Raw genomic sequence first — 14,757 nt, 5'->3', positions numbered from 1 at the left:
TTAACCTCCATTAATAATTGATAGAATAATACCAGAAAAGCTCCCCTTTAATACTTCCTTGTCGAGTTGATTTGTACATGAAAATGTTGTAGTAATCGCCGTTCGATTTTTTTCATCTGGTTCAAATTGTTCAACTATGACTTCACAACGAATTGTATCTTCGCTAAAAACGGGACGTAGAAACTCGAAATTCATTTTGCGGGCTAATACGTTATAGTCACCACCGACTTTTGTAGGGAGTGTTGCTGTTAAAAGCCCTTGTACGACAAAACGACCTTGTTCATCTGGTGTAATATGATGAACCCCTTCATCTTTGGAAACTTTCGTAAACAATTCAACATCTGCCATTGTAAATGTACGTTCAAATGTAATTTTTTCACCTACTTGTAAAGCCACCCATATCCCTCCTATAAAGCCAATAATAAACTATTATAATCAGAATATTAAATCTTTTTGAACTATTACTCAACTATTAATCTTACTGTTACGATTATTTTTTATATAAAAACAGTCACCTAGCGCCGATTGACTATCGATGGCTAAGTGACTGAATGGTGTTTTTAACTAAGATTTTATTGTGCGTATACAAAGGGTGCCTATTTCCTTTATATACCTTTGTGGGAATTAAAATATAATAAGGTGTGACTGCCTTGATTTTTTCTCATCGGCAGCAAAAGCTAACAATTGAGACTGTTAGAACAGGTAAAGCTGTGGAAATCTCCAGCGTCATTACCACTGACGCTAAATGCGTCCAGATTTATTCAAGTTTACTCAAAAAGCGCTTCTTCAAAATCTGTGACATCGGCCAGAGGCTATCTTAATTCAGAAGGCGTTTGAATACCTGTTAAAATGCATAGCTAGCAATTCTCTCCCCCTATAGAGGAGGAATTCTTTTACTGAATCAAGATAAACGATACTTGTTGTGAATTTTATTTACTCTTTATTAAAAGTGGGTTAAATATATTTTTGATAAACCTTTTCCAATAGCAAATGTTCGTCAACTACCTCTTCACTAAAGCATTTCCATTGTTAGTAACAGGTTTGTCCTATCACCCTCCATACCATTGACAGATTTCATTATCTGTGTGAACAATTGTGAATCAATCCACACCTTCATGATAGTAGCTAGCCTTGATGGATAGTTGTTATCCATGACCCTATCATAAATACTTTGCGTCTATTTTAAACCATCCACTTTACTGCTTTTTCAGTCATCCACTTGTCTATAATTTACAAAAATTCTAGAAGCTATTAAGCGCTTGAGCAAACCTTTTAATTCCCTCATCGATTGATTTTACATCTTCCCTTGCATACGTAAAACGGACAAATCCTTTTTTCGAGCCCATGGTTGAACCTGGCACATAAATGACGCCTCGTTTAATCGATTCTTCTAGTAATTGCGTTTCATTATGTTCTTTAAGTACTTGACACCAGATGTGAATCCCACCTTGTGGAATTAAAAACGCCACCTGACCTTTTAAATAAGTGTTGAGACTTTGCACAATAGCATTTCTTCGTGTTTCTAATTCCTTTACTAAATGTTTAATATGCATATCGAAATTTGTTGACTCTAAAAAATCATTAGCTATCCATTGCGTAAAGCTAGAATGACCAAAGTCGATTTGTTGCTTCGCGTCAGAGAGCCGTTCAATAACAGAAGTAGGACCAACAATCCACCCGATACGTAATCCAGAGGCCACAATTTTAGACAACGAGCTAATGTATAAAACATTGCCATTTTTGTCGAGCGATTTAAGTGTAGGAACTTTATCCCCCGAAAAGGCAGTTAAGCTATAGGGATCATCCTCTACTACTGGGATGCCTAGCTTGGAGGATATATCTAAAATTGCTTCTCTTTTCTTTAAATCTAACGAAGAGCCCGTTGGATTATGAAAATCAGGATTTAAAAAAATCATTTTTATACGATGTTTTTTATACAATACTTGCAAATCATCGGGATTAATGCCATCCTTATCTACAGGAAGATAATGGATTTGTAAGCCTGCAGATTTAAAGATGGGTAGATTGAAGTTGTAGGAAGGATCTTCTATGGCGACCGCATCTCCAGGCTTTAACAAGCATTGAACAATTAAATGTAAGGCTTGCTGGGCTCCTGATGTGATTAATATAGAAGAAGGTTTTGTTCCAATCCCTCTGCTATTTTTGATATGTTTGGAAAGAGTAGTTCGAAGGATTTCACTTCCTAATGGATGGTCATACCCTAGGCTACCAATAAAAGAACGTGTTGCCGTAATTTCTCTTAATGAGCTTTTAGGAAAAAGATCTTCTGATAATTCGCCAGTAGCTAAATTAATTAATTTTTGTTCAACAGCTTCTTTTCTAATTTTTTGCGTTACAGGTAGATTTGGTAAGAAGGAACCTGCCTCAATATAGCGATTCCAGCTAGGAATTCGTTTCCTCGTGATCCCCCATATATCTTTGCTAATGGTGGTACCACTTCCCTGATTCCTTTCAATAAACCCCATTGCTTCCAATTCGTCATAAGCACTTACCACAGTACTTCTGTTGACATTCAAAGCATTCGCTAAGGAACGCTCAGATGGTAAAGGCTTGTCGGGCGGAAATGTCCCATCGGCAATCCCTTTTTCTATATATTCTGCAAGCTGTTTATAGATAGCTTTTTTTGCTTGTCGGTCGGGTTTCCAATCCATATATACTCACCTCAATCGTGCCTTCTTTTTTAGCTATATCAGAAAAGCTAAAAAGTTAATCATACTATAACATTATTGCTAACTAACCATCCACTTTATGTGTACTATCGCCAACCATTTTAAATTTCATTCGATAGAATTCTATGAAAACCCTTACTGGGTATGTATTTATGTCGATAAAATTATACTAAAATCATTTTTCCCGTTTTAGAACATTCTGTGTTATATTGCAAAACTCCTTGTCTTTCCACTTAGACGCCCCTAATATAAAAATCAATTGTGAATCAAATTCCATGCAAACCCATAGTAGCCTATAGCACTTCAAAGAATCAGTTAAAGGGGTTTGTTTATGAAAAAAAGTTGGCTCAAATTAATTGGTCTTTTCACTATTGTCACTATGCTAACCGGATGTGACCCGTTGTTAGTATTAGATCCAAAGGGACCTCAAGCACAAGTACAAGCCAAAGATATTATGCTATCGATAGGGATTATGTCCATTATCGTCCTGATTGTTTTCGCGATCTTAGCTTATATGTTAATTAATTTCCGTGCATCTAAACAAAGTCCAAACTATAAACCTCCCTACATTAAAGGGAGTACAAAGGTTGAAATAATTTGTGTAGGTATTCCCGTTTTAATTGTTATCTACCTGTCTATTATTTCTGTGCAAAGTAATTATAAGGTGGAATCAACACCAGAGAAATACAAACATGAAGAGCCATTAGTTATCTATGCTTCGACATCTAACTGGAAATGGCATTTTAGTTATCCGGAGGAGAATATTGAAACAGTGAATTATTTGTATATTCCTGCTGAACGTCCAATTGAATTTAAACTTTACTCTTATGGACCGATTACGAGTTTCTGGATTCCCCAATTAGGAGGTCAAAAATATGCAATGGCCGATATGGTGAATACATTGCATTTGGCTGCTGATAGCCCTGGTGAATATATGGGAAGAAATGCAAACTTTAATGGGAAAGGGTTCGCTGAAAATACGTTTAATGTCACAGCGATGACTCAAGGTGAATTTGATGATTGGGTGAAGGAAGTAAAGGAAACAGCGGAACTATTAACGGAGGAAAAGTTTAATACATTGCTAGAACCTGGACATGTTGGACAATCAACCTATAACGGAACACATTTAACGTTTCTTCCAGCGCCTGAGGGAGAAAATGGTGGACACCAACATGGCACATCACACGCTAAAGATCATGCTTCTCAAGAAAACAATCATTAATAAAAAGGAGATCTAGTCATATGGATTACTTTGAACGATTTGCTATCCCCCATCCTAGCCCAGCCATTTATGCATCAATGGTCGCTATTGGTCTTACAGTGATAGCGATTATTGTAGGATTAACCTATTTTAAAAAATGGGGCTACCTTTGGCGTGAATGGTTAACGACGGTTGATCATAAACGAATCGGTATTATGTACTTAATTTCTGCCATCCTAATGCTTTTCAGAGGAGGGGCGGATGCGATTATGATGCGTGCACAAATGGCTGTACCTGACAATACATTACTGGATGCACAGCATTATAATGAAATATTTACGACACATGGAACGGTTATGATTATTTTTATGGCCATGCCATTTATTATGGCCTTTATGAACTATATTGTGCCTTTACAAATTGGCGCAAGAGACGTTGCATTCCCACGTTTAAATGCTTTAAGCTTTTGGTTATTTTTCATGGGCGCAATGCTACTGAATATTTCCTTTGTTATAGGAGGCTCTCCTGATGCTGGGTGGACAAACTATTTCCCACTTGCTAATAACGAATTTAGTCAATCAGTAGGAACGAACTATTATTTGTTTGCCTTACAGATTTCAGGTCTTGGCACGTTAATTACTGGGATTAATATGATTGTGACAATTCTTAAAATGAGAGCCCCAGGTATGACATTAATGAAAATGCCAATGTTTACGTGGTCTTCATTCGTCGCAAATGTGATTATTGTTTTCGCATTTCCTGTGTTAACTGTAGCACTAACGATGGGAACTTTTGACCGTCTATTTGCTACTAATTTTTTCACAACTTCCAATGGTGGTATGGATATGCTTTGGGCCAATTTCTTCTGGGTTTGGGGACATCCTGAGGTTTATATCTTAATTTTACCAGCGTTTGGTATTTACAGTGAGATTATTTCTACTTTCTCAGGACGAAATCTCTATGGGTATAAATCAATGGTTGGCTCCATGGTGATTATCTCCTTCCTATCATTTTTAGTATGGACACATCACTTCTTTACGATGGGACAAGGTGCTTTAACGAACAGTATTTTCTCCATTACAACGATGGCCATTGCCGTGCCAACTGGGGTCAAGATTTTTAACTGGCTATTCACCCTGTGGAAAGGAAAAATTGTGTTTACAACGCCAATGCTTTACTCCATGTTATTTATACCCACTTTTACGATAGGTGGCGTAACAGGCGTGATGCTTGGCATGTCAGCAGCTGATTATCAATACCATAACACAATGTTCTTGGTTGCCCATTTCCATATGGTGATTATTCCAGGTGTTGTCTTTGCAATGTTAGCAGGCTTACATTACTATTGGCCAAAAATGTTTGGCTTTATGTTGAATGAAAAAATCGGTAAATGGACGGCTTGGATTATTGCCATCAGCACACTCCTAGCCTTTATGCCAATGTTCTTCTCTGGCTTAGATGGACAAGCACGTCGCATGTACACTTACTCAGCATCCACAGGTTTTGGTATGTGGAATATGATGTCTTTCGTAGGAGCAATGGGCCTTGCAATTGGCTTTATTTTAATCGCTTACAACATCTACTACAGTATTCGCTACTCACCAAGAAACATTGGTTCCGATCCTTGGGACGCACGTACATTAGAATGGGCAACGCCAAGCCCTGTGCCTTATTACAATTTTGCTAAAGTACCACACGTGATTTCAACAGATGCTTTATGGGATGCTAAATATCATCAGCATGATCTATTCCCAGAGCAATATGAAAAAATTCATATGCCAAATAATAGTGGTGTACCTTTCATATTGGGCTGTATTTTCTTTGCATGGGGCTTCTCATTTGTTTTCGGTATGTGGATTCCAACCATTCTCACAACCATCGGTATTTTTATTTGCATGGCTCACCGTTCGTTAGAAAAAGATCCAGGGCATTATGTCTCTGTAGATGAAGTGAAAGCAACGGAGAAGAAATTGCGAGGTGTTCAATCATGAAAATCGATCAATCGCTTCCTTTAGAATATAGTACACAGCAAAATCAATTGAATATATTAGGTTTCTGGGTTTTTATCGGTGCTGAAATCATGCTCTTTGGGACGTTGTTTGCAGGCTACTTTGTATTAGTAGATCGGACAGGAAATGGTCCTACAGGAGCGGACATTTTTGAAATGACACCTGTGTTATTTGAAACGTTTATTCTCTTAACAAGTAGCTTTACCATTGGCTTAGGTGTACACGCTATGCGTAAGGGCTACACGAAAGCAATGATAACGTTCTATGTTTTGACGTTACTACTCGGTGTAGCATTCCTTGGCTTTGAAGTGTATGAGTTTATGCATTATATACATGTTGGTGCAGGATTGCAGACAAGTGCATTTACGGCTGCTCTTTTGACAACATTAGGGACACATGGTGCACACGTCACATTCGGTGTGTTCTGGGGGATGTTTATTGTCTATCAGCTAAAACAACGTGGATTGACACCTGAAACAGCCAATAAATCGTTCATCTTCTCATTATACTGGCACTTTTTAGATGTGGTCTGGATCTTTATTTTCAGTTTCATTTACTTGAAAGGAATGGTATAACATGAGTGATTTATTCCCACTAAAACAAGTGATGGGATTTGCCCTGTCGATTATCCTGACAATTATTGCAGCTTGTGTATATTTCTTTGATCTATCTTTCCCAATTACTATGACGATTTTATTGGTCACAGCATTTATTCAAGCTGGCCTACAATTAGTTGTCTTTATGCACGCAGGTGAAACAAATGATAAGCCCGCGATTTATACAAACATCTATTATGCGTTAATCATAGCTCTGGTGACCATTTTTGGGACATTATTATGCATGATTTGGGGTTATATCTAGAAATTAAATATGAAAAAAATCGTCCTTTACTGCATAGTAAGGACGATTTTTGTATGAAAACAATTACTGACTTTCTTCACCAGTATTTTCACGTTTCATTTTAAAGGTTGATAGTAGAATCAAGACAATGCTGATAATTCCCATCCAGATAAGTACAGACACAGACGAACTCCAGAATAGCCCTTTCCCAAAGTAAAAGAGTTCTCGTAGGCCTTCAACCATAAATCTCATTGGCATCCAGGAATATACCCAATTCTGATAAAAAGATGGTATCATTTCAGGAGCTAGGGCTAGCAGTGGTCCTCCGAAGAATAACAGGAGCGCAAAAATAGCTATGCCTTTTATGCCGAACCAAGAAAGAACGGCTACTATTAATAAAAAGAAGCAAAAAGCGGTAATGGATAAAAATAAGGCTGTATCCACGAATACTGGAATATGGATTCCTACCAGTCCACCTACTATCCAAGTGAGGCCGAACCCCACAGTAAGAGCTACAACCACCCCAATTAAGATTTGACTAAGCTTTACCATAAAATTTTCTTTACGAGAATGACCTGCTAATTTGTTTGTCGACATAAAGACAATCGCGGCAGCTGCCATACACGCCATCCATAGTGGTTGGAATAGAGACACAGGCGCATTTCCGTTAGCACTGTTTTCCCCTACTTCATTGACATTCGTGACTGTTTTTGAAATCGGTGTAACTAAATTAGCCGCCTGTGCAACTGTTAATGTTGCCTTTTGTGCCTCTAATTCTGCTATTAGCTGGGTACGCACATTATTGTTCATCGTCTCAACTACACCATTTAGTATTTGACCTGCCATCGTTGAAGCCGCCATGTTCATTCCTTGATTAATATACAGTTGAACCTCTGGTGCAGAAGGTTTTGGCGTTCGTAAAGAGGCTTGTTTGACACTGAAATCTTTTGGTATGACGAATGCAGCATAGTATTTTTGATTATTGAGCCCCCTTTGCATTTCTTCCGTACTTTTTACTACTACCCATTTCACAGCAGGATCTTCCTGTTTTGTTGATTTAGATGTGGTTTGTATCATTTCCACTATATTTTCCCCCATATTAACAACTTGTTGATGAGGCAATTCCACTCCTTGATCCTCATTTACAATGGCTATCGGTAAATTTTTCGGTTTTGGTTGCACCGATGGAAATAAAGTTAGTGAAAAAATGAAAATAACGACAAATGCTAGAATTGGCGCAGACCATGCAAGTTTATTCTTAAACATTTCATGTACCTCTCCTTTTAAGCTATAATATTGAACAACCTGTTGTTTATTATAATTTTGAGGATAGAGCCGTTCAATAATCAAAAATGTAGAAAGTGTCGTTTATCAAACAGATTTATTACTTGTGTTGGATAAAATTTAGGAGGGTTTAAATGAAAGAAAATTATACAGATCTCCGTGTGATTCGAACTGTAGAAAGTATTAAAGAAGCATTACTTGATTTGATTGAGGAAAAAGGCTTTGAATCTATTACTGTCAAGGATATTACGACAAAAGCCAAAATCAACCGAGGAACTTTTTACGCACATTATCAAGATAAGTTCGATTTAATGAATAGCTATCAAGAAGAAATAATGCTAGAAATATCAACAATTGCAAAGGAAAATATACAAAAATTAATCGATGATCTTAATACAAATCATACAAACAATCCAAAAGTGGAAATTGCTGTGTTAATCTTTACATTATTAGATCAAAATAGGCGGTTTATGAAAGCGGTATTAGGTACAAACGGAGATTTATCATTCCAGACGAAATTAAAGAATTTTATGTGGAGAACATTATTTGAAAGTACAGAGACCCCACTAAAACAGGAAAATTTACTTGTACCTAGAGAATATCTAGCCTCTTATATTGCTTCGGCTCACATCGGGGTTGTTCAGCAATGGCTACTTTGTGATGGTAAAGAAACGCCACAAGAAATGGCACGGATACTATCAACCATTACACTAAATGGTCCATTTTTTGCTGCTGGCTTAAAAAAATAAGGTAAAGAATTGTTTGTTTCATGAACAAGGCAGAAATAGTGTGTTATTTCTACCTTGTTCTAGTTGTGGGACAAACTTAAATTTACGGTGTTGTATAGGTTAACGACAGCATCAAATGTACTTTTTCATTAGAGCGATTGATGTACGTGTGAAGTTCTTCACCTTTAAATTTAATGACATCCCATTGGTTTAACTGATGGTTTTTCTCTCCGACCTTCATCTCCAATTGACCATTTAACACAAGGACCATTTCTTCTGACCCTGCTAAGTGACACTCACTGTATTCACTATTAGGTTCTAGACAGCCTCTATACCATTCCGTTCCATGAGTTTTAAAGAGTGGTTCGACAAACCAATTGTTATTATGTCCTGCAAATTGGTAGTCTGAGCCAAAACGGTGAACTTCTATATTTTCTTCAAAAGATAATAAAGAGACGAGCGGAATATTGAGTCCTCTACATATTTTCCAAAGGATATTGACGGTTGGATTTGTTTCCCCTCTTTCAATTTTTCCTAACGTCAATTTACTGACATTACTGACATTCGCTAACTCCTCAAGACTCATCCTCTTGTTTTTTCTAATTTCTCTTAGATTAACCCCAACTTGACCAGATAAGTCGATATTTTCCTCTTTCATCATGTCGCACCTCTCCATTGACTTTGTAAAATAAGTATATTATAGTATACAAGTCGATTAATTATAGTTTATTTTTAAAGTTGAAAAGTTAACTATAGTATATCAAATAATCATTCATATTTATACAAAGAGGTGCTTTCAATGATTGCAAAATCAAAAAATCTATCGATAATTTGGAGCGTTTTTTCTTTATTCATCCTATCGATGAATCTACGAGCTTCGATTACTTCTATCTCGCCCGTTCTGAAAAATATTCAGATGGATTTGGAGATATCGAGTGTTGTAGTCAGTTTATTAACGGCTCTACCCGTTTTTTGTATGGGGCTCTTTGCTCCATTGGCTGGGAAGTTAAGTGAACGATGGGGTCTCGAGTTGACGATTGCGTTATCCGTATTACTAATTGGTGTATCAACAGCATTGCGTTTAGTAGCGACTTTTCCATCACTTTTATTACTAACAGCTATCCTTAGTGGGATAGGTATTGCCATTACTGGACCGCTGATTTCGGGTTATATAAAAAAACACTTTCCTAAAGCCTCATCCTCTATGATTGGTGTTTATTCAGCTGGCATGGGTATTGGGGCGTCATTAAGTGCTGGCTTAGTCGTACCTGTTATGCATGCATTTCATCAATCTTGGAACGTAGCTTTAGCGATTTGGTCTTTATTTGCACTAGTGGGTATTATCGTTTGGCTTCCTATTATCAAAAAATCACATCAAACACAAGAAGCTGTAGAGAAATCGGTCAGCCAAAAAAGCCGTTTACCTTGGGGAAATCGATATGTTTGGCTTCTTATGGTGATGTTTGGTCTGCAATCGGGTGTCTATTATTCACTAGCGACATGGCTAGCTCCAAAAGTGCAGGACATCGGATATAGTGATGCTTATGCTGCAACAACGGTAACCATGTTTTCTGTTATGCAAATGATTTGTAGCTTTATTATTCCCATCTTAATTAATAATAGTGTAAAGAGAAAACCTTGGATGCTCCTATGTTCACTAAGCTCTTTTATAGGTATCCTCTTATTAATAATTGGAGGGATCTCACCCATTTTTTGTGCAACATTGATGGGGATTGGTGCTGGTGGCTTATTCCCATTGGCAATGATTCTCCCTTTAGATGCAACAGCTACGCCTAAAGATGCTAGCGAATGGACAGCCATGATTCAATTTGGTGGATATATTATAAGTGGCATTATTCCAATGCTTGTGGGAGTCATAAAAGATGTAACAAACACATTTGACTTTGCCCTTTTCGCGTTATTATTTATTTTGATTGTCCTAATGCTGCTTACGTTTAAAGTGAGATCAAAAACTGATCCAACTATTCGCATACTTTCCGAGGGAGTCTCATCTGTCATTGATTCTAATAGATAGTCTGGCATCGAGAAACAAACTGTACTCATCATAGCTAAAAGCCTTACTCTGCTGGTTAGAGTAAGGCTTTATCCTTTAAAAAATGGATGATAAACGTGATTTTCCCATCAATTAATGTGGATTCAGCTGTGTATCCCAATTGTTCTGCAAGACTTTTCACTGTGGCGAGTCCAAGCCCGGTTCCAGAAAAGTGCTTGTCTCGAGAGCTTTCTCCTACATAAAATGGCTGCCATATTTTAGTGATATCTAGAAGCGTGGTATCGTTACTAATTTCCATCACGCCATGTTGATTTAAGGATATGAGTATTTCATTGCCTGAGGTATATTTTGTGGCATTACTGATTAAATTTTCAATAATAAAATGGACTTTCTCCTGCTCAGTGTTTAGCATAAATTCACATACCTCTGATTGAAGATAAATTTGTTTGTCACCTTGTATAGGCTGGTAGCTATGAATGATTTCTTTTACTAGCAGAATAAGATCAAAGCTGATTGTTTTCGAATCGTTCTCTTCCGTTTTAGCAAAATAAAGCATGTCCGAGATGATTTTATCCATTCGATCAATTTGCTTATGAATAACCGTTAAGTAAGTGCCATCATCCATACCGTCCTCTACTCCACTTGCGTATACTTTGATTAAGGCAAGTGGCGTTTTCAGCTCATGTGTTAAACCTATCATAAATTGTTTTAAATCCAGATTTCGTTGTGTTAATAGTTGTTGGGCTGATTCTAGTGCTTGACTCATTTTATTAATACTTTTCGCCAATTGCTCCATTTCATCACCTGTTTGAATGCTCGCTTGTTGAAAGTTCAGATTGCCAATTTCTTTCGCCACTTGTTGCAGCTCATTTAGTGGATTGGTTAACTTGCGAGACAATAGGGCTGTGACAATGATAATTACTAAGATACTCACAATCAGAAAGACTAAATTAAAGCGATTAATAAAGTAAGCAATATCCGTAAAATGTGCCATCGATGCCCCTATCATAATGAGCTGGTTTCCTTCTTTTGCATAATGCACAATAAAACTAGACTTTTGTTTTCCTTGATCATATAGTTTCCCTACTATTTTATCTTCAGCTATATCTTGTAGTACTTCATCAGAAACCCAAAATTTATTGAGTGCGATATGGTCTCTCGCTAGCTGTAGTTTTAAATTTTCATTGAGGTCATTGATGGAACCTTCAAGAGGTACTTTAATGATTGTGACATCAAATTGACGCTCAACCAAGCTTATATCCTCTAACGTTTGATAAGTATCAAACGCATGTGATACTTTTTTATTCAGCTGATAAAGGTAATATTTAGGTAGAAAAAACTGGCTTACGATAAGAGAGATGGAAAAAGTGAGAATGACAACTAGTGTGATATAAATGGTTAATTTTGTCCCAATTTTTTGTTTCATTCGCTTGTACTATATCCAATTCCACGATGTGTTTGGATGATGTCCTCTCCTATTTTTTCTCGCAATCGTCGAATATGTGTGTCAACAGTTCGTGGGTCTCCGATATAGTCCTGTCCCCACACTAAATCCAAAAGCTGATCTCTCGTCAAGATTTGTCTTCTATTTTGGCTAAAAACGCGTAACAGCTCGAATTCCGTTTTGGTTAACTCTATTTCTCTCCCTGCCTGCCAAACACGTTTGCTGGTGACATCGAATGACACATCACTTAATTGCTGCACAGAATCGATTTGTAGCAATTTTTTCACTCTCATGATGAGTGACTTTGGATAAAATGGTTTATTAACATAATCGTCGGCTCCTTCTGATAGCGCTTGAAATTCGTCCTCACCTGTATCTCTTGCTGTAAGCATTAACACTTTGATTTTTTGTGTTTTTTTCATCTCACGACAAACAGTTATTCCGTCTATTTTCGGCATCATCCAATCCAAAATGGCCAAATCAATTTTTTCTTGATAAAAAATAGCGAGTGCTTCCTCACCATTGATGGCGGTAAAGACGGTGAATCCTTCCCTTTGAAAATAGCTTTGCAAAATTTTTAACATATCTAATTCATCCTCTGCGATGAGTATATTCATTGTACGGAACTCCTACTTATCATATTTTCCCAGATTATATTGCTCGATAATTGCAATTAATTTTTCGGGATATAAAGGGTCTGTCGAGTAATTATTTTTTTTCAAGGCATAGGCAGCCTCTTGATAATTAGTTGCTGTCAGTACCTCTTTATATTGTTGTGCATTCCAACTTGTCCCCTCTAATAATAGCTGATGATGATCCATTAATGCACTCTTCCAATCAGGATAGGCTCGAAATTCAGCCTCGATTGTATAGCTTTTATTGTTTTTATATTCTAGCGTGGGCATTTTGATGGAATCCCCCTGATACCTGCCCTTTATACCGAACAGGTTATTTCCGTTGATGGCTAACTCACTTTTGCCGAAATTGGATTCTAGAATGGCCTGTGCAATCGTCACACTTGGCAATATCTCACCATTTTGCTGGCTAATCGCAACAGCAATTGGTGCAATGTCATCGATAAATTGCATTTCGTCGTTATCTTTCTGTCCAAATAGTTTTACCATGTACAAGCCTACAATAACGGCAAGTAGCATTATTATTATTCGTTTCATTGTGTTACCCTCATTTCAATTGAACTTATGATTGTATCGTAAAACAGCAATGTTACAGCAATTTGACAAAACATCATAAGTTACGAAAAAATAGCCCGCACCTTTTTGAGGTACAGGCTATTCTCCTATTACGAATCTACAAACATTCTTATTAAGTAAAGAAACGAATGCTAAGTGAATACCCGCGAACGAAGGTAGAATACCCGCGGAAGTCACGCAAATATCCTCAAAGTAAAGCGAACGCTAGTAATCGAAGTAATCAATCCTTCTTCCCTTAACAATGAGAAGTTAAAGGAAACATAAACTCCCCCTGCAGTAATGGCTTTTTCGATAGAACAAATAAGGCATCGTCATCATTGGGTGTGATGGTTGCTGTCATACCTTCGATTGTAAAGCTCGGTGTGAAATAAAATACTACTTTATTTGTTGTATCCTTCACAATGCATGCTAACACAGCATCTATATTGACTGCTTGTAATGAGATGATATCGAAAATAGTTAAAATCCCTTCTTCTTCCTCCATTAACACAATCGTTTCTAAGTCTTCTAGATAGAAAATGGCATTGTGGAAAACTAGAGTGAAATAAAACATTAATAAACTTTCGTTCAGTTCAACGTCTACAATACTTGATTGGATATGACGATTTTTCGCATAGTTTTCAAGGAGGGCAAGATCCTGTTCAATTGTCAGCTGCTGTACGGCGGCATCCTTCTTTGGTCGGATGGGCTTTTTCGTTAGATCTAAGCAAAACTCAGTTTCATGAATACGTGTAAAGCCAAATTTCGGATAAAAATCTAATACGGTATCATTGGCAAAAAGATACATGAAATCACAGGCATCTTCGTATTCCTTAAGAATATGCTGCATCAACTGTTTAGCCAACCCCTGATGGCGATACTTTTCATCGGTCATAACTGTACCAATCTGAATCCCGTTCAAACGTTGACCATTTATCAGTAAAGACATTTTATTAATTGAGGCATTTGCAATCACTTTTCCTTCCTTAACAAATGAAAAAGGGATATATCGGTCATTCCAATAACCTTTATTGTACCAGCCTCGAAAATCTAAACCGAATGTTTTCATCGCTAAATCATTAAAGCTATCCTTCCATTTTTCATCATGACGATAATCACTAATTAATTCATATTTTTCCACGTCTATTCCCTCCGATTTTTATGTTTCAATTTTAGATTGTTGTGGGAATGATCACCTCCTAAAAACAGAAAAAGACCTTATGAGAATAAACTCATAAAGTCCTTCGATATCTACAGAAAATAAAGCTAACCACCAAAAAGTGGCTACCATTACATCTGCTTATATGGATTAGACATTATAATGCTTCTCTTCGTTATCGCAAAAGGACATTACTAA

Annotated in this window: 14 protein-coding genes; 6 read left to right on the top strand and 8 right to left on the bottom strand. The window is 37.0% G+C overall.

Annotated elements, in window-relative coordinates; translation table 11 throughout:
* Together GJU32_RS06640 and pdxR are read right to left on the bottom strand one after the other, a co-directional pair.
* Positions 1-396 carry a hotdog family protein gene (locus GJU32_RS06640; RefSeq protein WP_155591149.1) on the bottom strand — a complete coding sequence of 132 codons (396 nt, stop codon included), beginning with the start codon at positions 394-396 and terminating at the stop codon, positions 1-3.
* Between the two features lie 845 nt (positions 397-1,241).
* Positions 1,242-2,672 (bottom strand): MocR-like pyridoxine biosynthesis transcription factor PdxR, encoded by a 1,431-nt coding sequence (gene pdxR / locus GJU32_RS06635; protein WP_155591148.1) that lies wholly within the window; start codon positions 2,670-2,672, stop codon positions 1,242-1,244.
* A gap of 349 nt (positions 2,673-3,021) precedes the next feature.
* Between pdxR and qoxA the strand changes: the two genes are divergently transcribed.
* The 4 genes from qoxA to qoxD are packed head-to-tail and all read left to right on the top strand — an operon-like array spanning position 3,022 to position 6,761.
* On the top strand, positions 3,022-3,912 hold the full coding sequence (gene qoxA, locus GJU32_RS06630) for a cytochrome aa3 quinol oxidase subunit II (RefSeq protein ID WP_155591147.1): 891 nt from the start codon (positions 3,022-3,024) through the stop codon (positions 3,910-3,912).
* 20 nt (positions 3,913-3,932) lie between these two features.
* A complete protein-coding gene (gene qoxB / locus GJU32_RS06625; RefSeq protein WP_155591146.1) occupies positions 3,933-5,882 on the top strand; it encodes a cytochrome aa3 quinol oxidase subunit I in 1,950 nt (649 codons plus the stop codon).
* Complete coding sequence (gene qoxC, locus GJU32_RS06620; RefSeq protein ID WP_155591145.1) at positions 5,879-6,475, top strand: cytochrome aa3 quinol oxidase subunit III; 597 nt, start codon at positions 5,879-5,881, stop codon at positions 6,473-6,475. The genes qoxB and qoxC overlap by 4 nt, the downstream gene beginning before the upstream one ends.
* A 1-nt stretch (position 6,476) precedes the next feature.
* Positions 6,477-6,761 carry a cytochrome aa3 quinol oxidase subunit IV gene (gene qoxD, locus GJU32_RS06615; RefSeq protein WP_155591144.1) on the top strand — a complete coding sequence of 95 codons (285 nt, stop codon included), beginning with the start codon at positions 6,477-6,479 and terminating at the stop codon, positions 6,759-6,761.
* 63 nt (positions 6,762-6,824) lie between these two features.
* Here the strand turns inward: qoxD and GJU32_RS06610 are convergent, their stop codons facing one another.
* Positions 6,825-8,006, bottom strand: coding sequence for a YhgE/Pip domain-containing protein (locus tag GJU32_RS06610; protein ID WP_155591143.1), 1,182 nt, complete (start codon positions 8,004-8,006; stop codon positions 6,825-6,827).
* 152 nt (positions 8,007-8,158) lie between these two features.
* Between GJU32_RS06610 and GJU32_RS06605 the strand changes: the two genes are divergently transcribed.
* Positions 8,159-8,773, top strand: a complete 615-nt coding sequence (locus GJU32_RS06605) for a TetR/AcrR family transcriptional regulator (RefSeq protein WP_155591142.1) — start codon at positions 8,159-8,161, stop codon at positions 8,771-8,773.
* Between the two features lie 82 nt (positions 8,774-8,855).
* Here GJU32_RS06605 and GJU32_RS06600 read toward each other — a convergent pair whose 3' ends face one another.
* Positions 8,856-9,413 (bottom strand): XRE family transcriptional regulator, encoded by a 558-nt coding sequence (locus tag GJU32_RS06600; RefSeq protein WP_230874963.1) that lies wholly within the window; start codon positions 9,411-9,413, stop codon positions 8,856-8,858.
* Between the two features lie 138 nt (positions 9,414-9,551).
* On the opposite strand from GJU32_RS06600, the gene GJU32_RS06595 reads away from it, so the two are divergent.
* Positions 9,552-10,787, top strand: a complete 1,236-nt coding sequence (locus GJU32_RS06595; protein WP_155591141.1) for an MFS transporter — start codon at positions 9,552-9,554, stop codon at positions 10,785-10,787.
* 55 nt (positions 10,788-10,842) lie between these two features.
* Here the strand turns inward: GJU32_RS06595 and GJU32_RS06590 are convergent, their stop codons facing one another.
* The 4 genes from GJU32_RS06590 to GJU32_RS06575 form a co-directional block, all read right to left on the bottom strand.
* Positions 10,843-12,192 (bottom strand): sensor histidine kinase, encoded by a 1,350-nt coding sequence (locus GJU32_RS06590; protein ID WP_155591140.1) that lies wholly within the window; start codon positions 12,190-12,192, stop codon positions 10,843-10,845.
* Entirely contained in the window at positions 12,189-12,827 is a 639-nt protein-coding gene (locus GJU32_RS06585) for a response regulator transcription factor (RefSeq protein WP_155591139.1), read from the bottom strand. The genes GJU32_RS06590 and GJU32_RS06585 overlap by 4 nt, the downstream gene beginning before the upstream one ends.
* A gap of 12 nt (positions 12,828-12,839) precedes the next feature.
* Positions 12,840-13,382 carry a glycoside hydrolase family 73 protein gene (locus GJU32_RS06580; RefSeq protein WP_155591138.1) on the bottom strand — a complete coding sequence of 181 codons (543 nt, stop codon included), beginning with the start codon at positions 13,380-13,382 and terminating at the stop codon, positions 12,840-12,842.
* 274 nt (positions 13,383-13,656) lie between these two features.
* Positions 13,657-14,541, bottom strand: a complete 885-nt coding sequence (locus tag GJU32_RS06575) for a GNAT family N-acetyltransferase (protein ID WP_155591137.1) — start codon at positions 14,539-14,541, stop codon at positions 13,657-13,659.
* Positions 14,542-14,757: the final 216 nt, after the last annotated feature.

This window comes from Lysinibacillus cavernae (assembly GCF_009724685.1).
In the GTDB taxonomy this organism is placed as follows: domain Bacteria; phylum Bacillota; class Bacilli; order Bacillales_A; family Planococcaceae; genus Lysinibacillus; species Lysinibacillus cavernae.
The sequence above is the reverse complement of the archived record's forward strand: the minus strand, read 5'-3'. Positions and strand labels throughout refer to the sequence as shown.

Excerpts from the sequence above, each read along its gene's own strand:
- pdxR (WP_155591148.1), bottom strand. The coding sequence starts at position 2,672 with ATGGATTGGAAACCCGACCGACAAGCAAAAAAAGCTATCTATAAACAG.
- qoxA (WP_155591147.1), top strand. The coding sequence starts at position 3,022 with ATGAAAAAAAGTTGGCTCAAATTAATTGGTCTTTTCACTATTGTCACT.
- qoxB (WP_155591146.1), top strand. The coding sequence starts at position 3,933 with ATGGATTACTTTGAACGATTTGCTATCCCCCATCCTAGCCCAGCCATT.
- qoxC (WP_155591145.1), top strand. The coding sequence starts at position 5,879 with ATGAAAATCGATCAATCGCTTCCTTTAGAATATAGTACACAGCAAAAT.
- qoxD (WP_155591144.1), top strand. The coding sequence starts at position 6,477 with ATGAGTGATTTATTCCCACTAAAACAAGTGATGGGATTTGCCCTGTCG.
- GJU32_RS06610 (WP_155591143.1), bottom strand. The coding sequence starts at position 8,006 with ATGTTTAAGAATAAACTTGCATGGTCTGCGCCAATTCTAGCATTTGTC.
- GJU32_RS06605 (WP_155591142.1), top strand. The coding sequence starts at position 8,159 with ATGAAAGAAAATTATACAGATCTCCGTGTGATTCGAACTGTAGAAAGT.
- GJU32_RS06600 (WP_230874963.1), bottom strand. The coding sequence starts at position 9,413 with ATGATGAAAGAGGAAAATATCGACTTATCTGGTCAAGTTGGGGTTAAT.
- GJU32_RS06595 (WP_155591141.1), top strand. The coding sequence starts at position 9,552 with ATGATTGCAAAATCAAAAAATCTATCGATAATTTGGAGCGTTTTTTCT.
- GJU32_RS06590 (WP_155591140.1), bottom strand. The coding sequence starts at position 12,192 with ATGAAACAAAAAATTGGGACAAAATTAACCATTTATATCACACTAGTT.
- GJU32_RS06585 (WP_155591139.1), bottom strand. The coding sequence starts at position 12,827 with ATGAATATACTCATCGCAGAGGATGAATTAGATATGTTAAAAATTTTG.
- GJU32_RS06580 (WP_155591138.1), bottom strand. The coding sequence starts at position 13,382 with ATGAAACGAATAATAATAATGCTACTTGCCGTTATTGTAGGCTTGTAC.